Genomic DNA, 22,014 nt, shown 5'->3' on the forward strand with positions numbered 1-22,014 from the left:
ATGGGCTTAGGCAGTAAACTCACTCCCGGCTTCACCGGCGGTACGCTCGACCGCGCCGATGCGATGCGCCACGACGATGCCGCGCTTGCTGCCGCGATGGGTAACTGGCAGGCGCGATTGCTCGTCCTGCACAATTGGGAGCCAGAGGTTACCGACGACGGCCGGCTCGGCTGGACGATGCTGACCGAGGCGGCGGACGACGCCGAGTTCGTGCTGCTCGGGCTCGACAACGGCCGCCCGCGCTTCGCTGCCTTGCCGCCGGGGCAGGGCGCGCCGCCGCCTTTCCGTTCGCCGACGTTGTTCGGCGTGCTCGATCAACTCCAGCCCGGCGAGGCGGCGACGTTCGCCACCGCGCGCTCGCTGCTCGACTGGCATGCGCGGCACCGCTTCTGCGCCAATTGCGGTACGCCGACCGCGCTTTTCCGCGCCGGCTGGGGCCGCAAATGCCCGAACTGCCACGCCGAGCATTTCCCGCGCACCGACCCAGTCGTCATCATGCTCGCCGAGCACGAGGGCCGCGCGCTGATCGGTCGCCAGCCGAGCTGGCCCGCCGGGCGCTATTCCGCGCTCGCCGGCTTTCTCGAACCCGGCGAAGCGATCGAGGAAGCCGTTCGGCGCGAGATCGGCGAAGAAGCCGGGGTTGCGGTCGGTTCTGTGCGCTACGTCGCCAGCCAACCGTGGCCGTTCCCCTCGCAGCTGATGATCGCCTGCGTCGGTCAGGCGCTGAGTGCCGAGATCACGCTCGACGAGAACGAGCTCGAAGACGCCAAGTGGGTCACCCGCGACGAGGTGCTCGCGGCATTGGATGGCAGCGGCGATGCCTTCCTCGCACCGCCGCCCTACGCGATCGCGCATACGCTACTTCACGCCTGGGCGCACGAACTGGCATAGCGCGCGTCGGTCCGGCGAGCATTCGTGCCTGCGCTCCGAGCGCGGGGCAGCTGCGTGATGATCGTACAGGCTCCGCGCCGGGCGTGACCGAGGGGTAGGGCGGCAGGCGAAATCGTGGCGAGGCGCGCCAACGGCTCACGCCGCGGCCATCGCCGCCTCCGTCTCCGCGATCCAGCCGCCGCCCATCACGCGGTCGCCGTCGTACAGCACCGCCGCCTGCCCAGGGGCAACGCCGTATTCGGGCGCGTCGAACACCAGCCGGTCGCCCAGCATCCGCGCCGGTACCGGCTTCGCCATCGACCGCACCTTGGCGGTGAGCGCGCCGGTGAGCGGACCGAGTACGTTCATATCCTCCAACCGCGCCGCCGCGACCGCCAGCGCACGGCGGGGACCGACGACGACGCGCTGCGCTTCGGCCTCGACACGCACGACGTAGAGCGGCTCGGGACTGCCGCCGATCTCCAGCCCGCGGCGCTGGCCGACGGTGTAGTGGATGATGCCGCGATGCTCGCCTAGCTTGCGTCCCGACAGGTCGACGATCTCGCCGCCCTGCGCGGCTTGCGGACGCAGTTTCTTCACCAGCCCGGCGTAATCGCCGTCGGGCACGAAGCAGATGTCCTGACTGTCGGGCTTGGCCGCGACGAGCAGCTCCAGTTCGGCCGCGATTTCGCGCACGCGCGACTTGGGCAAATTGCCGAGCGGAAAGCGCAGGAAATCGAGCTGCGCGGCCGTGGTGGCAAACAGGAAATAGCTCTGGTCGCGCGCCGGATCGGCACCGCGGTGCAGCTCGGCACCACGCTCGCCTTCGATGCGGCGGACGTAATGTCCGGTCGCGAGCGCGTCGGCGCCTAGGTCACGCGCGAGCGCTAACAGGTCGGTGAACTTCGGCCCCATGTTGCACTGGACGCACGGGATCGGGGTACGCCCGGCGAGATATTCGTCGGCGAAACGGTCGACCACCTGTTCGCGGAAGCTCGTTTCGTGGTCGAACACGTAATGCGCGATGCCCAGCCGGTCGCACACCGCGCGCGCGTCACGAATGTCGCGCCCGGCGCAGCACGCGCCGGCGCGCTTCGTCGCCTCGCCATGATCGTAGAGTTGCAACGTGACGCCGATCGTCTCGACGCCGGTGCGCGCGGCAAGTGCTGCCACGACCGAGCTGTCGACCCCGCCCGACATCGCGACGACGATGCGGCGCGCGCCCGGGGGCAACTGGAAATCGGCGAGATCTTGCATGGCCTTGTTATAGGCAGTTCGTCGCTCGCCCGCCACTCGCCGCCGCAGCCGGGCGCGTGCTTTACCGCTCCTTCAGCTTCTCGGGCCTAAGCGGGATTGTAACAAACGACGGTGTCGGGGTGGCCATGCGTGAACAGCATATCAGAAGACCGGGCCAAGCCGTGAAGACCCTGTTTACCGCGCCGCTTTAAACACCGTTCAAGGCCATCACCCTACAAGGGTCGCACGATGGAACGGGGACACAAGTTCCCAGCCGAGGTTTAGGAATGATCGAGAACCAGAAGATTCGTCCCGCTAAAGTCATCGGCCCGCTGGGCGAGCCGCTGACGCTGGACACGTTGCCGCCGGCGGACACGACGCGGTGGGTCGTGCGGCGCAAGGCGGAGGTCGTCGCGGCGGTCAACGGCGGGCTGTTGTCGGTCGACGACGTGTGCGCGCGTTACGGCCTGACCGTCGAAGAGTTCGCCGGTTGGCAGCGCGCGATCGATCGTTCGGGCATGCCGGGTCTTCGGGTGACGCGCATCCAGCATTACAAGTCGCTGTACGAACGCCAGCAGAAATTCTAAGCCGAGGTTTCGCCTGCGGAACAATATTTCGTTGTCAAGCGTCTTTCCCCCAGCGCCCGGCTTGGGCGAGTAACCAAGGGGAGTGTTTGCGATGAACCTCATTATCTGGCTTATTGTTGGCGGTGTCATTGGCTGGCTGGCCAGCATCATCATGCGCACCGACGCTCAGCAGGGCATCTTCCTGAACATCATCGTCGGCATCGTCGGCGCGTTCCTGGGTGGCCTGATCTTCACCGGTGGCTCGATCAACAACGCACCGCTTAACCTTTACTCGTTCCTGATCTCGCTGCTGGGCGCCGTCGTCCTGCTCGCGATCGTCAACCTGTTCCGTCGCGGTCGCGTGCGTTAACCGCACTTCCTAACGGTACAAGCAGAACGGCCGCCCGAGCGATCGGGCGGCCGTTTCGCGTTTATTTCAGCACGAAGCGAACGTTGATCGTCGCCGACACTTCGGTCTCACCGGGCAGCACCTGCGTCGCGGGCGCACTATCCGCCGCCATCGCGCGGGCGCGGAACATCACCGGCGGTTGCGGCTGCCCGCCGTCATTCTCTCCTGCTTCGTTGATCGACAGGATGCGGTCGACCCGAAGACCCGCCGCCTGCGCATACAGCGCCGCGCGTGCCTTGGCGCGCGCCACGGCGTCGGTGCGCGCCGCATCCAATGCAGCGTCGGGCTGCGACAAGGACAGCGACGGTCCGTCGATCTGGTTCGCGCCTGCCTTTACCAGCGCATCGAGCACCGCGCCGCTGCGCGCGATGTCGCGGAACTTGACCGACACGCTGTTGCTCGCCTGATATCCAGTCACCACCGGCGGCTGGTTGTCGGCGTAGCGATATTGCGGCTGGAGCGACACGTTGCTGGTCGACAGGTCGCGCTGGGCGATGCCGGCGGATTTGAGGCTGGCGATCACCTGCGCCATGCGCGACGCATTTTCCTGCGTTGCGGCAGCCGCGGTCGGCGCCTGTGTCACGACGCCCGCGCGGATCACCGCCTGATCGGGCGTGCGCGTCACGCGACCGGTCGCGCTCACCTCCAGCACGGTGCCGTCGATCGGCGCCGCCTGCGCCGTGTTCATCTGTGCCATCACGCTGGTTGGTAGCATGATCGCCGCTGCTCCGGCGAGCCACATGGCGGCGTGTGAAGTTGATCGCATCAAAAACCTCCCGTTCGTTAACGCTTGATCGTCTAGGCTCACCGAAACCAACACAAGCTGAATGATGCGCGGGCTTGCGCGCGGTGACGTAGCTGGATAATACAGCGCGGGGTTGAGGGACAAGAAGCGCGCATGACGTACGAGCCGGGGACTTTGGAAGGCGAACGGCTGTTGCTGACCGATGATCGGCCGCGTCGGCGCCGGCGCTGGATCATCGCCGCGCTGGTAGCACTCGCGCTCGTCGGCGGGTGGTTCGTGTTCAAGCATGAGAAGGCAGCGCCGCCCGCCGCCCAGTCTTCGGATGCGGGCGGGCCCAACGTTACCGTGATCGTGCCCGGCAATCAGTTGGTCGACCGCACCGTCAGCGCGACCGGAACGCTCGCGGCCCGGCGCGAGATGCCGGTCGGTGTCGCGGGCGAGGGCGGCATGGTGTCGCGCGTGCTGGTCGAACCGGGGCAATGGGTGAAGGCGGGGCAGGTGCTCGCAACGGTTGACCGCTCGGTCCAGGCGCAGACCGCCGCCAGCCTCGCCGCGCAGATCGGCGTCGCGCAATCCGACCTGACGCTCGCGCAGGCGGAGCTGGAGCGCGCGCAGAGCCTGGTCGACCGCGGCTTCATCTCCAAGGCCGACGTGCAGCGCCGTATTGCGACGCGCGACGCGGCTGCTGCCCGGTTGAAGGTGTCTCGCGCCGCCTTGTCCGAACAACGCGCGCGCAATGCACGGCTCGACATTCGCGCGCCCGCGGAGGGGCTGGTGCTGACGCGCGGGGTCGAGCCGGGTCAGATCGTCAGTTCAGGCTCGGGCGTGCTGTTCCGCATGGCCAAGGGTGGCGAGATGGAGATGCGCGCGCAATTGTCCGAAGCCGACCTGCAGGCGATCCACGTCGGGTCGCCCGCGACCGTCGCCCCGGTCGGCGACACGCGGCAGTTCTCCGGGCAAGTGTGGCAGGTATCGCCGATCATCGATCCGCAGACGCGGCAGGGTATCGCGCGCGTTGCATTGTCGTACAATCCCGCGCTCCGCCCCGGCGGCTTCGCCTCGACCACGATCACCGCCAACGCGGGCAACGCGCCCGAGCTGCCGCAGTCGGCGTTGCAGAGCGACGAGCAGGGCAATTACGTCTATGTCGTCGATGCGAGCAACAAGGCGCAGCGCCGCAACGTGACGCTGGGTCCGGTCGACAACAACAAGGTCGCGATCGCGACCGGGCTGACCGGCAACGAGCGTGTCGTGCTCTCCGCTGGTGCCTTCCTCAATCCCGGGCAGAAGGTGACGCCGATCCTGCGGCGCCAGGGGAGCTGACGGCTCATGGGTTTCCGCAACATCTCGGCCTGGTCGATCCGCAACCCGGTACCGTCGATCGTACTGTTCCTGATCCTGACCGTGATGGGCGTGGTCAGCTTCATCCGCATGGACATCAACCAGCAGCCGGACATCGATTTCCCCGGCGTGGTGATCTCGATCAACCAGCCGGGTGCGGCGCCCAGCGAGCTCGAAACTCAGGTGACGCAGCGCGTCGAGGCGGCGGTGCGCAGCCTGGAGGGGATCGACGAGATCAACTCCTACGTCAGCGAAGGCGACTCGACGACGGTGGTGCAGCTGGCGATCGGCACGCCGATCGACCGCGCGGTCAACGAGGCGCGTGACGCGATCACGCAAATCCGCGCCGATCTGCCCGACGGCATCACCGAGCCGCAGGTCAGCCGCATCAAGGCGAACGATTTCACGCTCGGCAGCTTCACCGCGACCGGCACCGACATGTCGATCGAGGATCTGAGCTGGTACATCGACAACACGGTGGCAAAGGAGCTGCTGTCGGTGTCGGGCATGGGCAGCGTGACGCGCAACGGCGGCGTCGATCGCGAGATCCGCGTCATCCTCGATCCCGCGAAGCTCGCGGCGCAGGGGCTGACCGCCAGCCAGATCAACCAGCAATTGCGTCAGGTGAACCTGAATGCGCCGGGCGGCCGCGCGGAGATCGCGGGCGCGGAACAGTCGGTCCGCGTGATCGGCAACGCCGACACCGCCTATCAACTCAGCCAGACGCAGATCAACGTCGGCGGCGGGCGCACCATCCGCCTCGCCGACATCGCGGTCGTGCGTGACCTGTATGGAGAGCGGCGCAGCGCGGCGGCGGTCGATGGCCGCTCGGTCATCTCGTTCGACTTCAAGCGTGCCAAGGGCGCCTCAGACGTGACCGTCTTCCGCGAGGCGAAGGCGAAGCTCGAGGCGCTTGAGAAGCGCAACCCGAAGGTCAAGTTCCGCCTGCGCGTCGACGGATCGGAATATGCGTTGGTCCAGTACAAGGCCGCGATCCACTCGATGATCGAGGGCGCGCTGCTGGCGGTGCTGGTCGTGTTCCTGTTCCTGCGCGACTGGCGCGCCACCTTTATCGCCGCGCTCGCGATCCCGTTGTCGGCGATCCCCGCGTTCTGGTTCATGGACATGCTGGGCTTCACGCTCAACAACATGACCATGTTGGCATTGAGCCTGGTGGCGGGCGTGCTGGTCGACGATGCGATCGTCGAAATCGAGAACATCGTGCGCCACATGCGGATGGGCAAATCGGCGTTCCAGGCCTCGATCGATGCCGCGGACGAGATCGGCCTCGCCGTGCTCGCGACCACGATGGCGATCGTCGCGGTGTTCTTTCCCGTCGGCCTGATGCCCGGCATCTCGGGTCAGTTCTTCAAGAATTTCGGCCTGACCGTCGTCGTCGCGGTGTTGATGAGCCTCGCGGTCGCGCGCCTGATCACGCCGATGATCGCGGCCTATTTCCTTAAAGCGTCGGGTCACGCGGAGCACGGCGGCGGACGCTGGCTCGACGTCTATCAGCGTGTGCTCGTCTGGACGCTGGCGGAGGGAAAGACACCGGCGGCGCGCGCGCGCGGCAGGCTGCGGCGCGCGGCAGGCTATCTGCGCGACCACCGCGTCTGGACGGTCGGCATCGGCGCGCTCGCCTTCGCGCTGACGCTGTTCCTGTTCACGCAGATCCCGATGACGTTCCAACCGGCGCAGGACCGCGACCGCAGCGTCGTCACCGTCACCATGCCGCCGGGCTCGACGCTGGAGGCGACGCAGGCCGTGGTCGAGCAGGTCGACGAGCTGATGCACCGCCAGCCGCTCGTCGCAAGCGTCTACGCGACGACGAACGTCGGCTCGGGTCGCCTGAACCTGCAGCTCAAGAAGCCGCGCGACAAGACCTCGACCGAGTTCGAGCGCGAACTGACGCCCGAGCTGGCCAAGATCGCCGACGCACGCGTCAATTTCGAGTCGCAGTTCGGCTGGGGCGACAACAACCGCGACCTGTCGGTGACGCTCGCGGGCGACGATCCCGCGCAATTGGCGCAGACCGCCAATACCCTGGTCAAGCAGATGGCGGGCGTGCGTGGCGTGGTCGCCCCACGTGTCGCGGGTGACCTCAACCGGCCCGAAATCCAGATCCGTCCGCGGCTCGACCTCGCTGCCAATCTGGGTGTGACGACCGCTGCGCTGTCCAGCGCGATCCGTATCGCGACCTTGGGCGACCTCGATCAGAACAGCGCGCGCTTCTCGCTGTCGGACCGTCAGATTCCGATTCGCGTCGCGCTGGCGCAATCGTCGCGCTCGCGTCTCGATACGATCCAGAACCTGCCGGTGCCGACCGCCACCGGGGGTTCGGTGCCGCTCGGCCTCGTCGCCGAAATCGGCTTCGGTTCGGGTCCGACGCGCATCACGCGCCTCAACCAGCAGCGTCAGCTGACCGTCGGCGCGGACCTCGCGCCCGGTCTCGTCGCCAGCGAGGTGATGGCGAAGGTCAAGACGCTGCCGGTGATGAAGAACCTGCCGATCGGCGTGCAGGAACTGCAGGTCGGGCAGGCCAAGTGGCAGATGGAGATGCTGGTCAACTTCGTCTTCGCGGTGCTGGCGGGCGTGTTCCTCGTCTTCGCGGTGCTGATCCTGCTTTACCGCCGGCTGCTGCCGCCGGTCGTCAACATGGGATCGCTGCTGCTGGCACCACTGGGCGGCCTGATCGCGCTGATGATCGCGGGCCAGCCCTTGTCGCTGCCGGTGTTCATCGGCCTGCTGATGCTGCTCGGCATCGTCGCCAAGAACTCGATCCTGCTGATCGACTTCGCGCTGGAGGAGATGCAGGCAGGCGTGCCGCTGCGCGCTGCGATCATCGATGCCGGGCACAAGCGCGCGCAGCCGATCCTGATGACGACGATCGCGATGGTCGCCGGCATGGTGCCGACCGCTTTGTCTTTGTCGGGTGATAATTCGTTCCGCGCGCCGATGGGCGTCGTCGTGATCGGCGGCCTCACGCTGTCGACGCTTCTGACGCTGTTGATCGTGCCCGCGGCGTTCAGCCTCGCGATCGGGGCGGAGCGGCGGATCGGTCCGTGGATCGGGCGCCGCCTGCTCACCTATCGTCCCGGCGACGATGGGCAGCCGGTGATCGAGCACGACGCGCCCGCAGGCGCGCTACCGGGCACCGCGGGGCGGATCGGTTACGGCGGCGAGGGCACGCATCCGGCGGAATGAGGGTGCGCGCGCGGGAAGCGGCATGAACCTTCGTTTCGCTCGCGCTTTGATCTTGGGATGACGATTACTGCCCGCCGCCGACTGCCGCATCCGCCGGTCCCGCCCGGGCTGCGGCGGATGCGGCTGATCGCGACCGGGCTGCTCGTTTTCATGGCGGTGACCTTCGTCGTCACGCGGTCGCTCCAGTCGCTCCACCCCGCCTGGGGTTTCGTGCGCGCGTTCAGCGAGGCGGCGATGGTCGGCGGGCTTGCCGACTGGTTCGCCGTTACCGCACTGTTCCGCCATCCGCTGGCGCTGCCGATCCCGCACACCGCGATCATTCCCCGCAACAAGGATCGGATTGGCGATCAGCTCGCGACCTTCCTGCGCGACTATTTCCTGATCCCCTCCGTTGTCGCCAGGCGGATGGCGCGGATCGACGTCGCTGCCGCCGCCGGGCGCTGGCTCGCCAACCCGCAAGGGTCGGGTGGGCGGCTCGCACGCGGCACGTCGCGGCTGGCCGTCGAAATCTTGCAGGAGCTCGATCAGGAGCGTCTCGGCGGGATGGTGCGCGCGATGCTGGTGTCGCGCGTGCGCGAGACCGAGCTGTCGCCGATGATCGGTCGCGCGCTCTCCGCCGCTGTCGCGGAGGACCGGCACCTACCCGTGCTCGACAGCCTGATCGGCTGGGGTCGCGACGCACTGCGCAGCAACGAGGATCTGATCCGCGCGATGGTGCACGACCGCGCGGGATCGATCCTGCGCTGGACCGGGCTTGACGAAACGCTCGCCAACAAGCTGATCGACGGGCTCGACAAGCTGATCGGCGACATCGCCGAGAATCGCGAGCATCCGCTGCGGCTGAAGGCCGAGGAAGGTCTCGCGCAACTGGCACACGACCTCCAGCACACGCCGGAGATGCGCGACAAAGTCGAGAGACTGAAGATCGAGCTGCTCGAAAACCCGGCCATGCAGGATTGGATCAACGGCCTGTGGGAGCAGGCGCGCGCCGCGATGCTGCGTCTGGCACGCGACCCGCAGGCATTGCTCTCGGGCAAGTTCGGCGAGGCATTGCAGCAGCTCGGCCACACGCTGGAGCGCGATCCGCGGCTAGGGCGCACGATCAACCGGTTCGTGCGTCGCGCCGTCGTCGGTGCCGCGGCCGATTACGGCGACACGATCGTGCGGCTGGTGTCGGAAACCGTGCGCGGCTGGGATACGCGGACGATCACCGAGCGGTTGGAGAATGCGGTCGGCAAGGACCTGCAGTTCATCCGCGTCAACGGCACTTTGGTCGGCGGGCTGGTCGGCGTGCTGATCCACGCGGTCGACGTGCTGCTCTGACGTGGTGATTCCAGAAGCGGAACGATCGTTCACCCGAAACGCTTGTGACGCGATGAGCTTTGCCGCATGGATTGACGCATGAGCGCGGCAGCCGATTTCACCGACGACGCGGGCGTGATCCGCTTCTCCGGCGACCTGTCGCTGGCGCGGCTCGGCAGCCTGCCCGAACGGCTGACCGCGCACGACGGCGCGGTGAAGACGATCGATCTGTCGGGAATCAACCGCATCGACACGATCGGCGCCTGGGTCATCCACCGCTTCGCGCGTGATAAGGACGCGCAGGTCGAGGGACTGACCGGCGACAACCGCACCCTGTTCGAACATGTCGAGGCGGCCGATCAGCCGGTGCAGATGCGCCCGACCCGCGTCGCGCCGTTCCGCCGCGTGATGGGGGAGATCGGCGACGCGGTGGTGCTCGCGGGACAGACCGCGATGGGGCTGCTCGGCTTTATGGGCGCGACCGTCATCTCGCTCGGCACCGTGATTCGCCATCCAAGCCGTTTCCGCTTCAACGCGGTGGTGCAGCGGTTCGAGGTCGTCGGCGTCTCCGCGCTGGGCATCATCGGGTTGATGAGCTTCCTGATCGGCATCGTCATCGCGCAACAGGGCGCGGTGCAGCTCAGGCAATTCGGCGCGGAAGCGTTCACGATCAACCTGGTCGGGCGCATCACGTTGCGCGAATTGGGCGTGCTGATGACCGCAATCATGGTCGCGGGCCGGTCGGGTTCGGCGTTCGCAGCGCAGCTCGGCACCATGAAGTTGACCGAGGAGGTCGATGCGCTGCGCGTCATCGGGGTGTCACCGATGGAGGCGCTGGTGCTGCCGCGCACGATCGCGTCGATCGTGCTGATGCCGCTGCTCGGGTTTTATGCATCGGTCATCTCGATCATCGGTGGCGGCGTGCTGTGCTGGCTGTCGCTCGACATCCCGCCCGCCGCCTATGTCACCCGCATCCGCGAAGTGGTGCCGATCACCGACCTGTTCGTCGGGCTGATCAAGGCGCCGGTGTTCGGCGCGATCATCGCGATCGCCGGCTGTTTCCAAGGCATGCAGGTGAAGGGCGATGCCGAGCAGGTGGGGCTACGCACCACCTCCGCGGTGGTGCAGGCGATCTTCATGGTGATCGTGCTCGATGCTTTTTTCGCCGTGTTCTTCGAACAGATCGGGTGGCTGTGATGGCGAACAGCGACGATCACATCATCCGCATCAAGAACCTGTGTAACCGCTTCGGCGAGCAGACCGTCCATGACGGGCTCGACCTCGACGTGCGCCGCGGCGAGATATTGGGCGTCGTCGGCGGATCGGGCACCGGCAAATCGGTGCTGATGCGCTCGATCATCGGATTGCAGACGCCCGAGGCGGGCGAGGTCGAGGTGTTCGGCGAGCCGACGCTCGGCCGCGACGAGACAGAGACGCTCGACATCCGCCGGCGCTGGGGCGTGCTGTTCCAGGGTGGTGCGCTGTTCTCAACGCTGACGGTCGCCGAAAACGTGCAGGTGCCGCTGCGCGAATTCTACCCCGACCTCGACCTCGCGCTGCTCGACGAGATCGCGTCGTACAAGGTGGTGATGACGGGTCTACCCGCCGACGCCGGCCCCAAATATCCGGCCGAACTGTCGGGCGGCATGCGCAAGCGCGCCGGGCTGGCGCGCGCTCTGGCGCTCGATCCCGAGCTGCTGTTCCTCGACGAGCCGACCGCGGGGCTCGACCCGATCGGCGCGGCGGCGTTCGACCAGCTGACGCAAGGGTTGCAGCGCACGCTGGGCCTGACCGTGTTCCTGATCACGCACGATCTCGATACGCTCTACGCCATCTGCGACCGTGTCGCGGTGCTCGCCGATAAAAAGGTGATCGCCGTCGGCACGATCCCCGAACTGCTCGCCACCGACCACCCGTGGATACAGGAATATTTCAACGGGCCGCGCGGGCGCGCCGCAGTGGACGCGCAGCAGAAGGCCGGAGACAAGATGGAGGGGCAGGCGCGATCGGCCGTCGCCGACGCGGCCGCGCACCCGACCGAGGTTGCGCGAACCGTTGATGGCCAACGCACCCAGGGCACGCTCGCCGACAATGCCGCGCGCGGCGCGCCCGCGGACGAGCCCGCGCGCACGCTCGAGCGCACCGACGCCGCGCGCACAACAGGGACCAAGTGATGGAAACGCGATCGAACCACGTCCTCGTCGGTGCCGTCGTGCTGATCCTGCTGGCGATGCTGGCGATCTTCACTGTGTGGATCGCGCGCTTCGGCGGCACCGAGGAGCATGAATACGACATCTTCTTCCGCCAGTCGGTCGATGGGCTGGCGACGGGATCGTCGGTAACCTTCTCGGGCGTGCCGGCGGGACAGGTGAAGTCGATCTCGCTGTGGCAGCCCGATCCGCAATACGTCCGCGTCCGCGTCAGCCTGAAGCAGGATATCCCGGTGCTGCGCGGCACGACCGCGACGATCCAGGGCAGCTTCACCGGCACCAGCACGGTCAGCCTCGACGGCGCGGTCAAGGGCCAGCCGCCGATCACCTGTCCCGACCCTGATCCGAACAAGGTCTGCCCGCTCGGCAAGCCGGTGATCCCGACGAAGACCGGCGGTTTGGGCGCGATCCTGAATTCTGCGCCGCAGCTGCTCGAGCGGCTGTCGACGCTGACCGAGCGACTGACCGGCATGCTGTCCGATCGCAACCAGGCGTCGATTGCGGGCATCCTCGACAACACCAACCGGTTGTCGGCCGCGCTCGCCGATCGCGGACCCGAGATCGCCGCGACGCTGGCGCAGACGCGCGTCGCCATCGCGCAGGCGGGCAATGCCGCGCAGCAGATCGGCGAATTGGCGCAGACGACCAACGGCGTGCTGGCCAACGACATCCAGCCGACGATCCAGAATCTGAACGGCGCGATCAAATCGGCGCAGGCGAGTGCGGACACGCTCAACAGCGCGATCGGCGATGCGCGGCCGGGGCTAACCACCTTTTCGAAACAGACGATTCCGCAGATCAACCAGCTGGTGCGTGACCTGCGCGTGACCTCGGCCTCGCTCGCCACCATCGCGGAACGGGTAGAGCAGGGTGGGGCAAGCTCGCTGATCGGTCAGCAGAAGCTGCCGGATTACAAGGGGAAATAAGCGTGCGGCACTCTCTCCTCCGTCTCTCGCCCATCGCGACCGCGATTGCCCTGTCGGGGTGCATCAGCTTCGGTGCGAAGCCGCCACCCTCGCTGCTGACGCTGAACGCGACCGCGCAGCCGCAGCCGGGCCGGACGCAATCCTCAGCCGACGCGCGCTCGATCGTGGTGCAGACGCCGTCAGTTGCGACCGCACTGTCCACTGCGCGTGTGCCGGTGCAGGCGACTGCGGGCACCATTGCTTACGTCAAGGATGCGCAATGGACCGAGCCGCCCGCGCGTCTGTTCGCGCGGTTGCTGTCCGACACGCTGACCGCGCAGGCGAATATCGTCGTGCTCTCGCCCGTACAATCGATCAGCGATCCGAGCGGCAATCTCGCAGGGGAACTACGCGCCTTCGGGCTCGATGCGACCACGCAGCAGGCCGTGGTGATCTACGACGCCGCGCTGACCCGCGTGAACGCGACCGCGGTGGAGAAGCGCCGCTTCGAGGCGCGCGTGCCGGTCTCGGCGATCGACGCGGCATCGGCTGGACCGTCGCTCAACCAGGCCGCCAATCAGGTCGCGGCCGAGGTGGCGACCTGGGTCGGAGGGCGCTGACGATCAGGCCAGGATAGTGCGGCGGGTGACAGGGCACGTCGCTTTGACCTAGCCCAAAGGTGGAGCTCTGAGGTTCGCGCACCCCTGTAGCCGCGGAACGGTTCCGTCAGAGCCAGCACCGTCAGGACCGGTCCGCGGTGTCAGGGGAGCCCCAGCCGTGCCTTAACCGACGGCCGGGCGAGCTACCTGTTTGCCGGCTCCGCCCTGACCGGTACGGGTATGTTGCACACGTCCGCGGCGCCGGCGGGTTGTTCAAAGAATGGCGGCTCACGGTTCTGACGCGCCGCGACGTAGCGCGACCACGTCGTCCCGCTGGTCGACAGATACGCGAAATGCGGTCGCTCCGCGGCCGGCAATTCACTTGCAAGCCGCACACTCATGATCGTCGTGCGCTCGGCCGGCTGCTCGTAGAAGCCCAGATCGCCGGTCCCACGCGGTAGGCTGGACAGCTGCTCTATCCCATCGATGACCCGCCCGACCACCGCGATGTTGCGGTCGAGGTGGCGCGGCGCGTGGCCGATCACCGCGTACAATTCCGCACCCGATCCCGCATCCGGCGCCAGATTGCGTCCCACACCAACGCTGCCGTAGCAATGGATCGGCCACACCCGCCGGCTGGCAGCCGGTGCGGCATCGGTGGCGATCGGGAAGTCGCGATACCACGTGACGTGCGGGGCATAGACGTCGGCAACGCGACCCTTCTTCCCACGAGCAGTCAGCGGATCAAGCGACTTCGGCGACGCTGCCGCCAGCGTCCGCCACGCCAGCGTATAGTCACCCGGCGTCATCGTCCGCAGTCCCGGTGGAAGCGGCTTCTTCTCGGTCGCGTCGCCCCATTGTGCGACGTAATTGTCCTGGACGCGATTGACGCTGGTCCCGTCCCACCAGTGCGCGGCGGCGAGCCGGCGAATGTTCGCGACCCATCCGTTCGACAGCGGCGAGGGCACCAGCTGGATCACCACGCGGCGCGGCTCCGTCTGCCCAGCCGCGGGCGCCAGCGTCATCACCAGCATCTCGTCGGCGGGGATCGCCACCCACTCGCCCGCAGGGGCAGACTGCGCAATCTGACCGGGGCTCGGCGGAGAAGTGTCGGCCGGAGCGGCCGCCATGGCGAGCAGTGCGAGGAGCGTGGCGAGCGACATGCCCGCATCCTGCATCCGCACTCCATGCCACGCAACCGCTTGCACAAGTGCGCAGCGCTCGGTAGGCGACACCACCCAGCGATATGCGGAGCGGTGGCCGAGTGGTCGAAGGCGCTCGCCTGGAAAGTGAGTATACGGCAAAACCGTATCGAGGGTTCGAATCCCTCCCGCTCCGCCATGCTGCAAGCGCAGCTTTATGAATCTGCGTGCTCTCAAGGCTTCTGAGTAGCTTCCGTAAGGTGTTGCTACACTGACGCCCCGACGAAATGACCGATCAGTGCGGTCACGCCCATCGCGATCGCACCCCAGAAGACCACCCGCGTCATCGCTGGCAGCATGCGCGCGCCGCCGACCCGCGCCCCGATCGCCCCCAACAATGCCAGCAGCCCCAGCGCGGCGGCGAATACCGCGACTGCGGTCAGGCCGTGCGGCGCGGTCACTGCGACCAGCAACGGCAGCGCCGCGCCCGCGGTGAAGGCAGCGGCAGACGACAAGGCAGCCTGAATTGGCCGCGCCGCCAGCTCGTCCGTCAGCCCGAGTTCGTCGCGCATGTGCGCTCCGAGCGCGTCGTGCGCCATCATCTGCTCGGCCACCTGTCGCGCCAGATCGGCGCTGACGCCGCGCGTCTCGTAGATTGCGGCAAGCTCGGTCGTCTCCTGCTCGGGTGCGCGCGCCAACTCGCGTCGCTCGCGCGCGAGGTCGGCCTGCTCGGTATCGCTCTGCGAACTGACCGAGACATATTCGCCTGCCGCCATCGACAGCGCGCCGCCGACCAACGCCGCACTGCCCGCTAGCAGGACGCTCGACATCGTCGCGGTCGGCGCGGCGGCAACGCCCACCAGCAGGCTGGAAACTGAAATGATCCCGTCATTCGCACCCAGCACTGCGGCGCGCAGCCATCCGGTGCGATGGACCAAATGATGCTCGGTATAGGCTGGCGAAGCAGCCGACCCGGCGTGCGTGACGGTGACGGTTTCGTTCATCGCTGCTGTTTCTCGATCCGTTCGTTCAGTTGCGCAACCACGATGCCGAGCTTGCGAACCGTCATGCGGTTGATCGCCACCTGACCGCCGGGTTGCAGGAACAGGCGTTGTTCGACCTTCAACCCGTGCCGCATCGTGAAGCGGATTTCGAGCATATTGCCACGCGCGGTGGCGGTCACCGGGCCGACAGCGTCGGTCAGCGTGCCGGTGTAGCGCAGCGGGCCGGTGTGACGCAGCCGCCAGCGACGATGCTTCGGCGATCCATCGCCCTGTACCACCTCCTGATCAAGCGTGATCGTACCGGCAGCATCGACGCGACCCAATCCGTGCACGTCGGTCCTGGTCGCGCCGCGCAGCACGACGCGCAGCGTGCCGACGCCGTGCGTTTCGTCCGCGAAGAATGCAGCCGGATCGAACACCGGTTGTGGCGCGGCGCGCGGCAGCGGACCTGTGCCCGAGACGCAACCGGCCGCTCCGAACGGAACGGCCAGTGCTACAATCAATCGGGTCGTGATCCGACCACGCGCGATCGTCATCAGCCGCCTGGTGCCATGATCGGGCGACCACCGTTCAGGTCGGCGCCGGTGTTCTGGTCGGTCGGCGTCGGCTGGATCATCGCGCGCATCTGCCACTGATATTTGTCGATGGCGTGCTGGACTTCCTGCAACAGGTTCGAGGTCGTCGAATCGCCGTCCTCGGTCGACTTGATCCCCTGGCCGACCTCGTCGCTCACCACCTTGTAATAGCGCGCGAACCAGCCGATCACCTGTGCGTCGTCGGTGAAGCCGCCGGGATATTCGGGCACGCGGCTGGTGCGCACGATCGTGTTGGCGCGCCCGTCCGCCGATGCGCCAACCGCGAGCAGTCGCTCCGCGACCTCGTCGGCATATTTGCTGACGCCCTCGTAATGCTCCTGCAGCAGCTCGTGCAGCGGATAGTATAAGGTGCCCGACACGTTCCAATGCGCCTGCTTGGTCTGCAATTGCAGCTGCTGGAGCTCGGTCAGCGTCTGCTGCAACGACTGGATCGACGCGCGTTGCGCACCCGCCTGCGGCCCGCCGTGTTCACGCGTCGTTACGCTGTTCGTCGGAAAACTGCCGGTCGGTGCCGGACCTTGCGCCAATGCGGGCGTGGCAAGCGTCGCTGCGAGAAACAGCGTGGCGGAACGAAGGGAAGCGCGCATCGATCATCCTCTGGCTGATCGCCGACACGGGATCGTGCCGGCTGGTGACTGGTCAGAGAACGTGCGGGCGTTCGCGCGGTTGTCTAAATTCGCGTTCAGGTTAGCATCGCTGGCGCAATCAGCGACACCGCACTTCCGTGGTCGGCGAAGCGTAGCGTGAAGCCGTGCATGTCGACGATCGCCCTGACGAGGCTCAATCCCAGCCCGACACCGTGACAGTCGCGCCGCCCGCGGTAGAAACGCTGCGTGACGAGGTCGCGCTCGCCCGGCGGTATGCCCGCACCCTCGTCGGCAACGGTGACGATGACGCCGTCACCCGATTGCCGGGTCGCCACGGTAACGCAACCACCCTTCGGACCGAACTTGATCGCATTGTCGAGCAGATTGGCGATCGCCTCGATCAACAGGCTGGCATCACCCTCGACCATCGCGACGGGCGTGATCGCGCAGTGCAGCCGGACGCCGCGGTCCTCCGCGGTCGGGCGATACAGGTCGCACGCGTCGGCCGCGATCTGCGCCAGATCGACGGACGCGAACCGGCTGCGGCGTTCATGGTCCTCCAGTTCGCGGATGCGCAGCAGCGCGGCGACGATGCCGAGCAACTGGTCGATCTCGACCAGGGCGGCGTCCGCCACTGCCTGAAACTCCCTCGCGTCGTCCGCCTCGCGCATGCCGCGCTCGATCCGGGCGCGCAGTCGCGTGAGCGGCGTGCGCAGCTGGTGCGCGATGTCATCGCCGACCGCGCGCACGTCGGCGACGAGCGATTGCAACCGGTCGAGCATAGCGTTGATGTGCGACGACAGCAGGTCGAAGCTGTCGGGGCGGTGCGAGATCGACAGCCGCTCGGCTAGGTTGCCGGCGACGACGCGCTCAGTCACCTGACGCACGGCATCGACCTGACGCGCGGCGCGGCGCCCGGCGATCAGCCCGAACCCGATCGCGAGCGCGAAACCGGGTAGCAGGCCGATCAGCAGCGCGTGTTCGGCGATCCGCAGCGCCTCCTCGGCATCGTCTAGGTCAAAGCCGGTGAGCAACTGCTGTCCGCCCGGCAGTGGGCACAGCGTGACGCGCGCCACGTCGCGCTGCTTGCCGGGAAGCTCGGTGGGGGTAAGCGTAGTCGTGAAGGCGCGCGATCCGCCGGCTGGAGCCACCGGGCGATCGGCGATGTTTCCATCGATCAGCCGTCCCGATGCGTCGAACAGGGCCAGAAACCGCTCCCGGTGGATGTCGCGCGTCAGCAGCTCGCGCAGCTCCTCCGTTCGCTCGCCGATCGGCGTCAGCGCGAAGAAGCGGCAATCGCTCGCCATCGATTGTTCGAGATCGCGCGCGTGGCTGGCGTTGAGCAGCGCCCAGAAGATCGCCGCCGCGACCAGCGACTGGACGATCATCAGCGCCGCAATCGCACCGCCCCAGCGCAGCGTCGCGCGCGCGCGTGGATCAGCCGGGAACATCGAAGACATAGCCTTGGCCGCGCACATTCCGGATCATCGGCGCTTCGCCCTCGGCATCGACCTTGCGGCGAAGACGACCGATATGGACATCGACGACGTTGCTGTTGGGCTCAAACGTATAGCCCCAGACATCGCGCAGCAGCAGCGAGCGCGTGACGATCTGCCCGGGGCGGCGTGCGAGATATTCCAGCAGCTTGAGTTCGCGCGGCAATAGGTCGAGCGCACGACCGGCACGCGTCGCCGATCCGGCAAGCAGGTCGAGGTCTAGCGGGCCGACGATCAGCCGGGTCTCGCGCGGGTCGCTCGGGCGACGCAGCAGCGCCTCGACGCGCGCGACCAGTTCCACCAGCGCGAACGGCTTCGGCAAATAATCGTCGCCGCCCGCGCGTAGCCCCCGAACACGGTCATCGAGGCTGCCGAGCGCGCTCAGCACCAGGGCGGGTGTACGGCTGCCCGCGGCGCGCAGCCGGGCGATCAGGTCCAAGCCCTCACCATCGGGCAGCTGGCGATCGACGATCAACAGGTCGGGCTCGCCGTCGCGTGCCGCCTCCAGCGCGTCACCGATCAGCGAGAAATGCGTGACGAGATGGCCGTTGCGGCGCAGCTCGAGCGCGATCTCGTCGGCGGTGCCCCGGTCGTCCTCGATCAGTCGAATGTGCGCCACGTCACCTGCCTTCCGCAGATCAATGCTTCAATCAAGCGGCAGTTCAGAGTGTGAACTGTGATTTAATCGCATGCCACAAGGCTCACGGCTAAGACGACGATGATGTCGCGTGGAGCGAACATAATGTCGAAGGCGAACTTGGTGTCCGCATCAGTGTCGTCCGTTGCCCGGTGCGGAATAGAATGTGCACGACTGAAGCTTCGTCCAGTACCAACGCAGCAACGCGCGTGATGCGGTATTCGGTCGCCTTGGTTGGTTTGGCAGCGATAGCGATGCCGGCCTCGGCGCAGGCGCGAGATCGAGACTGGGACCGGGCGAGCGGGGTCGCGCGCGATGCGCTGGTCGCAGCCGCGCTCGGCGTACCGGCGGTCCAAGGCGACTGGCGCGGCGACCTGATGGCGGCCGGCAGCATGGCCGCGGCCGGCGGCACCACCTTTGTGCTGAAGGAGCTGGTTCACGAACGTCGGCCCGACCGCAGCGACGACCGCAGCTTCCCGTCGGGGCACACATCGATCTCGTTCGCGGCGGCGACGACGCTGGAGAAACGCTATGGCTGGCAGGCCGGTCTTCCCGCCTATGCGGTCGCGACCTTCGTCGGCGTCGCGCGTGTCGCGGCCTCAAAACATTACGTTCACGACGTCGCGGCGGGCGCTGGGATCGGGGTGTTGAGCGGGTTGCTTCTCACCTCCGCACACGACGATCGCGTCCGGCTGACGCCGTGGAGCGCGCCCGGCGGCGGTGGTGCCGCGCTCGCCGTACGCTTTTGAGGAGCGCTGCCGATGTTGCCTGATCGTCACGACCTTCGGACAGAATGTCTTTCTGCGCCTTACATTGCAAGCGACGAGCGTGTTGTCATGCCGCAACCGCATCAACACGAGCGGTCTACGCTTGACCTCAGCCGGATCGACGACGCCGTTGTGTCGCCGTCTCTGCCGCGCGAGTTCTATTTCTACGCGACCTGGGGTGTTCTGCTGATCATCATGTCGGTGATCAGTCTGCCATTTCGGCGGCTGAGCGACTGAGCGGGTCGTTTCTGATCCCGGTTTCCCTGGCTAGCGGCAAACTAACAGCGAACAGTCGTTTGCGCGGCGTACGACAGGCGTGGGAAGGACGAGCAACGCAAACGTGACTAGGTCTGCCGGAGCGATGCATGACGCAGCAGGAGTGAGCGGTCGGGCAGGTGAAGGCCGCGTGCGCTAGCGCCAATCTTGGACTGACCGCGCGCACAGCCTTCTCGGGTGCGCTCGCCTGGCCCTATCTCCATCCGTGGCCGCAATGTCCCGCGGGGCTGGTAGAAGAAGGTTTTGTGGAGCTCGCCAGACGTCGAACCTCCATCCTCGACGTCTTCGCCGAGCAGGGAGTGGCCTGTGCGTTCGATATCTGGGCGAGGAACTGCTCAACGGCGCGAGGTGGCAGCGGTTTCCGAATGCGATCGACCACCGTCCCGACGCGCGGCCGCTGTTCGATTTGTCATACTTGGTGTTGCAACAGCTTGCTTGTCTCGGGTGCGTCGATCGGGGCGCCTGCTTTCACGTCGAGGACGCGGAGCTGGACCCGTCGGGGCGGACAGGCGTTTACGGCGGGCACCAGAGAGGGGTGAACGGCGCCGGCCGCTTCCGCTCGGCCGAGGGCGGGCAGGTCGATTTCACCGCGATCTTCAGCAAGCTCGCGCAATATGGCTGTGATGGCTGGGCGGTGATCGGGTAGGAATGCGCGCTGAAGCGTGCCGACGACGGCGCGCGCGAGGGCGCCTTACACCCGCGACCATAACGTCCGCGTGACCGACACGCCGTTCAACGACTTCGCGGAAATTGGCGTTTACCGGCCAGGTATCCACACGCTGCTGGGCCTGCCGGCGTGAGGCGGCTCAAACTCCGGATGGTCCGGGGGCGAGGGAGTGTTCATCGGCACCGTTCACCGCATGGCCGCGGCGCGGGACCGTCACCGGGGCGCTCACGGCGAGTGCTTCGGGCTTGCCTCCCGCCACAGCGCTTATCCCCTGTTCGCCGAGGCGCGCGCGTGTCATCCGCGGTGAGCTCGACGCGATCCGGCTGGTGCAGGTCAGATATCTGCAAGGCTGGCTGAACGCAGAGATTGATGCCAATGCGGCAGCGGCAACGAAATGGACGGCGATCCATCCCGGTCGGGCGGGTGCCGGTCCTGAGTGATGGGACCCAGTGGTTGAACAGGTGCCGCTCGCGTCGTAATCGCCGGAATGCCGAGCCAAGACACCCGCCGGGTTGACCACGTTCTCGCAACGCTTCAGGCCAGCAGCCATGTCCAGCCCGTCTCCGCCACTCTCGATCGGGGAACCCGCGCCGTGGTTCACCGCGCCGATGCTCGGGCAGAATGCAGGCGCCGACTTTGACAAGGCGGGTGGACGGCACGTGCTGATGCTGTTCTTCGGGACGGCGGCGCACCCCGCCTGTGCGACCGCACTGTCCGTGCTGCGTCATAGTGCCGGACTGTTCGGCGATGGCCGGGTCGCCGTGCTGGGGGTCACGATTGATCCGCGCGATGCCGCCGACGCGCAGGTACAGGCGTTGCAGGGCCGCGGCATGCACGTCTTCGTCGACGCCGATCAACAGGTGAGCCGGCGCTACGGCGCGATCGAGGCGTCGGCGACGGGGCTGACGCTCAAGCCTTATTGGCTGCTGCTCGACCCGAGCTTGCGCGTAACCGGGCTCTTTCCGCTCCAGGCTGGCGAGGACGCGATCGCGGCGCTGCAACGGCAACTCGCGGCACCGGTAGTCGATACGGCCGCACCCGCACTGGTGCTGCCGCACGTCATCGACGCGTCCTACGCCGCCGAACTGATCGCGTTGCACGCCCGGCACGGCGGAGCGGAATCAGGTGTGATGCGGCAGGTCGGCGACCGCACGGTCGAGGTGCAGAACCACGCAGTCAAGCGGCGTCGCGACCTGCTGATCGAGGACCGGACGCTGCAATCGTACCTGCGCGACGCGGTCCTGCACCGGCTGGTACCGATGATCGAGCGGTGTTTTCAAGCGCGCCCGACCGAGATCGAGCGCTACCTAGTGTCCTGCTACGACGCGCGCGACCAGGCGCATTTCGCGCCGCACCGCGACAATACGACGCCCGCCACCGCGCACCGGCGCTTCGCGGTGACGATCAACCTCAACGACGATTACGACGGCGGCGATCTGCGGTTTCCCGAATTCG

Annotated in this window: 22 protein-coding genes and 1 tRNA gene; 15 read left to right on the forward strand and 8 right to left on the reverse strand. The window is 67.1% G+C overall.

What is annotated here, in order from left to right; genetic code table 11:
* Entirely contained in the window at positions 1–891 is an 891-nt protein-coding gene (gene nudC / locus QZ847_RS08345; RefSeq protein WP_294355391.1) for an NAD(+) diphosphatase, read from the forward strand.
* Between the two features lie 135 nt (positions 892–1,026).
* Here nudC and mnmA read toward each other — a convergent pair whose 3' ends face one another.
* A complete protein-coding gene (gene mnmA / locus QZ847_RS08350; protein ID WP_294355339.1) occupies positions 1,027–2,127 on the reverse strand; it encodes a tRNA 2-thiouridine(34) synthase MnmA in 1,101 nt (366 codons plus the stop codon).
* Between the two features lie 266 nt (positions 2,128–2,393).
* Here mnmA and QZ847_RS08355 point away from each other — a divergent pair, with 266 nt between their 5' ends.
* Both QZ847_RS08355 and QZ847_RS08360 read left to right on the forward strand, forming a co-directional pair.
* Positions 2,394–2,693 carry a DUF1153 domain-containing protein gene (locus QZ847_RS08355; RefSeq protein WP_019516291.1) on the forward strand — a complete coding sequence of 100 codons (300 nt, stop codon included), beginning with the start codon at positions 2,394–2,396 and terminating at the stop codon, positions 2,691–2,693.
* A 91-nt stretch (positions 2,694–2,784) separates the two neighbouring features.
* Positions 2,785–3,042, forward strand: a complete 258-nt coding sequence (locus QZ847_RS08360) for a GlsB/YeaQ/YmgE family stress response membrane protein (protein WP_174194814.1) — start codon at positions 2,785–2,787, stop codon at positions 3,040–3,042.
* Between the two features lie 61 nt (positions 3,043–3,103).
* Here the strand turns inward: QZ847_RS08360 and QZ847_RS08365 are convergent, their stop codons facing one another.
* The gene (locus tag QZ847_RS08365) at positions 3,104–3,796 is read right to left on the reverse strand and encodes an SIMPL domain-containing protein (RefSeq protein WP_294355394.1); all 693 of its coding nucleotides are present in this window, start codon (positions 3,794–3,796) and stop codon (positions 3,104–3,106) included.
* Between the two features lie 183 nt (positions 3,797–3,979).
* Here QZ847_RS08365 and QZ847_RS08370 point away from each other — a divergent pair, with 183 nt between their 5' ends.
* From QZ847_RS08370 to QZ847_RS08400, 7 genes are all read left to right on the forward strand, one after another.
* Positions 3,980–5,149, forward strand: a complete 1,170-nt coding sequence (locus tag QZ847_RS08370) for an efflux RND transporter periplasmic adaptor subunit (protein WP_294355343.1) — start codon at positions 3,980–3,982, stop codon at positions 5,147–5,149.
* A 6-nt stretch (positions 5,150–5,155) separates the two neighbouring features.
* On the forward strand, positions 5,156–8,371 hold the full coding sequence (locus QZ847_RS08375) for an efflux RND transporter permease subunit (RefSeq protein WP_294355346.1): 3,216 nt from the start codon (positions 5,156–5,158) through the stop codon (positions 8,369–8,371).
* Between the two features lie 57 nt (positions 8,372–8,428).
* Entirely contained in the window at positions 8,429–9,694 is a 1,266-nt protein-coding gene (locus QZ847_RS08380; protein ID WP_294355348.1) for a DUF445 domain-containing protein, read from the forward strand.
* A 78-nt stretch (positions 9,695–9,772) separates the two neighbouring features.
* The gene (locus QZ847_RS08385) at positions 9,773–10,870 is read left to right on the forward strand and encodes an ABC transporter permease (protein ID WP_294355351.1); all 1,098 of its coding nucleotides are present in this window, start codon (positions 9,773–9,775) and stop codon (positions 10,868–10,870) included.
* On the forward strand, positions 10,870–11,847 hold the full coding sequence (locus QZ847_RS08390) for an ABC transporter ATP-binding protein (RefSeq protein ID WP_294355354.1): 978 nt from the start codon (positions 10,870–10,872) through the stop codon (positions 11,845–11,847). The genes QZ847_RS08385 and QZ847_RS08390 overlap by 1 nt, the downstream gene beginning before the upstream one ends.
* Positions 11,847–12,809: an MlaD family protein gene (locus tag QZ847_RS08395; RefSeq protein ID WP_093007170.1), complete on the forward strand. Its 963-nt coding sequence runs from the start codon at positions 11,847–11,849 to the stop codon at positions 12,807–12,809. Before QZ847_RS08390 ends, QZ847_RS08395 begins: the two co-directional genes overlap by 1 nt.
* Before the next feature lie 2 nt (positions 12,810–12,811).
* Positions 12,812–13,408, forward strand: a complete 597-nt coding sequence (locus QZ847_RS08400) for an ABC-type transport auxiliary lipoprotein family protein (protein WP_294355357.1) — start codon at positions 12,812–12,814, stop codon at positions 13,406–13,408.
* 182 nt (positions 13,409–13,590) lie between these two features.
* Here the strand turns inward: QZ847_RS08400 and QZ847_RS08405 are convergent, their stop codons facing one another.
* Entirely contained in the window at positions 13,591–14,565 is a 975-nt protein-coding gene (locus QZ847_RS08405; RefSeq protein ID WP_294355360.1) for a peptidylprolyl isomerase, read from the reverse strand.
* A 72-nt stretch (positions 14,566–14,637) separates the two neighbouring features.
* Between QZ847_RS08405 and QZ847_RS08410 the strand changes: the two genes are divergently transcribed.
* Positions 14,638–14,728: transfer RNA gene (locus QZ847_RS08410), tRNA-Ser, on the forward strand.
* Between the two features lie 67 nt (positions 14,729–14,795).
* On the opposite strand, the gene QZ847_RS08415 is transcribed toward QZ847_RS08410, so the two are convergent.
* From QZ847_RS08415 to QZ847_RS08435, 5 genes are all read right to left on the reverse strand, one after another.
* Positions 14,796–15,533, reverse strand: a complete 738-nt coding sequence (locus tag QZ847_RS08415; protein WP_294355363.1) for a VIT family protein — start codon at positions 15,531–15,533, stop codon at positions 14,796–14,798.
* Positions 15,530–16,069 (reverse strand): DUF3833 family protein, encoded by a 540-nt coding sequence (locus tag QZ847_RS08420; protein WP_294190099.1) that lies wholly within the window; start codon positions 16,067–16,069, stop codon positions 15,530–15,532. The genes QZ847_RS08415 and QZ847_RS08420 overlap by 4 nt, the downstream gene beginning before the upstream one ends.
* Positions 16,069–16,716: a DNA starvation/stationary phase protection protein gene (locus QZ847_RS08425; protein WP_294355368.1), complete on the reverse strand. Its 648-nt coding sequence runs from the start codon at positions 16,714–16,716 to the stop codon at positions 16,069–16,071. The genes QZ847_RS08420 and QZ847_RS08425 overlap by 1 nt, the downstream gene beginning before the upstream one ends.
* 95 nt (positions 16,717–16,811) lie before the next feature.
* Positions 16,812–18,167 (reverse strand): ATP-binding protein, encoded by a 1,356-nt coding sequence (locus QZ847_RS08430; protein ID WP_294355369.1) that lies wholly within the window; start codon positions 18,165–18,167, stop codon positions 16,812–16,814.
* A complete protein-coding gene (locus QZ847_RS08435) occupies positions 18,154–18,831 on the reverse strand; it encodes a response regulator transcription factor (protein WP_294190102.1) in 678 nt (225 codons plus the stop codon). Before QZ847_RS08435 ends, QZ847_RS08430 begins: the two co-directional genes overlap by 14 nt.
* A gap of 272 nt (positions 18,832–19,103) precedes the next feature.
* On the opposite strand from QZ847_RS08435, the gene QZ847_RS08440 reads away from it, so the two are divergent.
* The 4 genes from QZ847_RS08440 to QZ847_RS08455 all read left to right on the forward strand — a co-directional run.
* Complete coding sequence (locus tag QZ847_RS08440) at positions 19,104–19,598, forward strand: phosphatase PAP2 family protein (protein WP_294355371.1); 495 nt, start codon at positions 19,104–19,106, stop codon at positions 19,596–19,598.
* A gap of 87 nt (positions 19,599–19,685) precedes the next feature.
* Positions 19,686–19,853, forward strand: coding sequence for a hypothetical protein (locus QZ847_RS08445; protein ID WP_294355374.1), 168 nt, complete (start codon positions 19,686–19,688; stop codon positions 19,851–19,853).
* A 701-nt stretch (positions 19,854–20,554) separates the two neighbouring features.
* Positions 20,555–20,692 carry a hypothetical protein gene (locus tag QZ847_RS08450; RefSeq protein WP_294355377.1) on the forward strand — a complete coding sequence of 46 codons (138 nt, stop codon included), beginning with the start codon at positions 20,555–20,557 and terminating at the stop codon, positions 20,690–20,692.
* Positions 20,693–21,107: 415 nt separating this feature from the next.
* Positions 21,108–22,014: redoxin domain-containing protein (locus QZ847_RS08455; RefSeq protein ID WP_294355380.1), on the forward strand; the 907-nt coding region annotated here is incomplete at its 3' end.

This window comes from uncultured Sphingomonas sp. (assembly GCF_913778135.1).
GTDB lineage: Bacteria > Pseudomonadota > Alphaproteobacteria > Sphingomonadales > Sphingomonadaceae > Sphingomonas.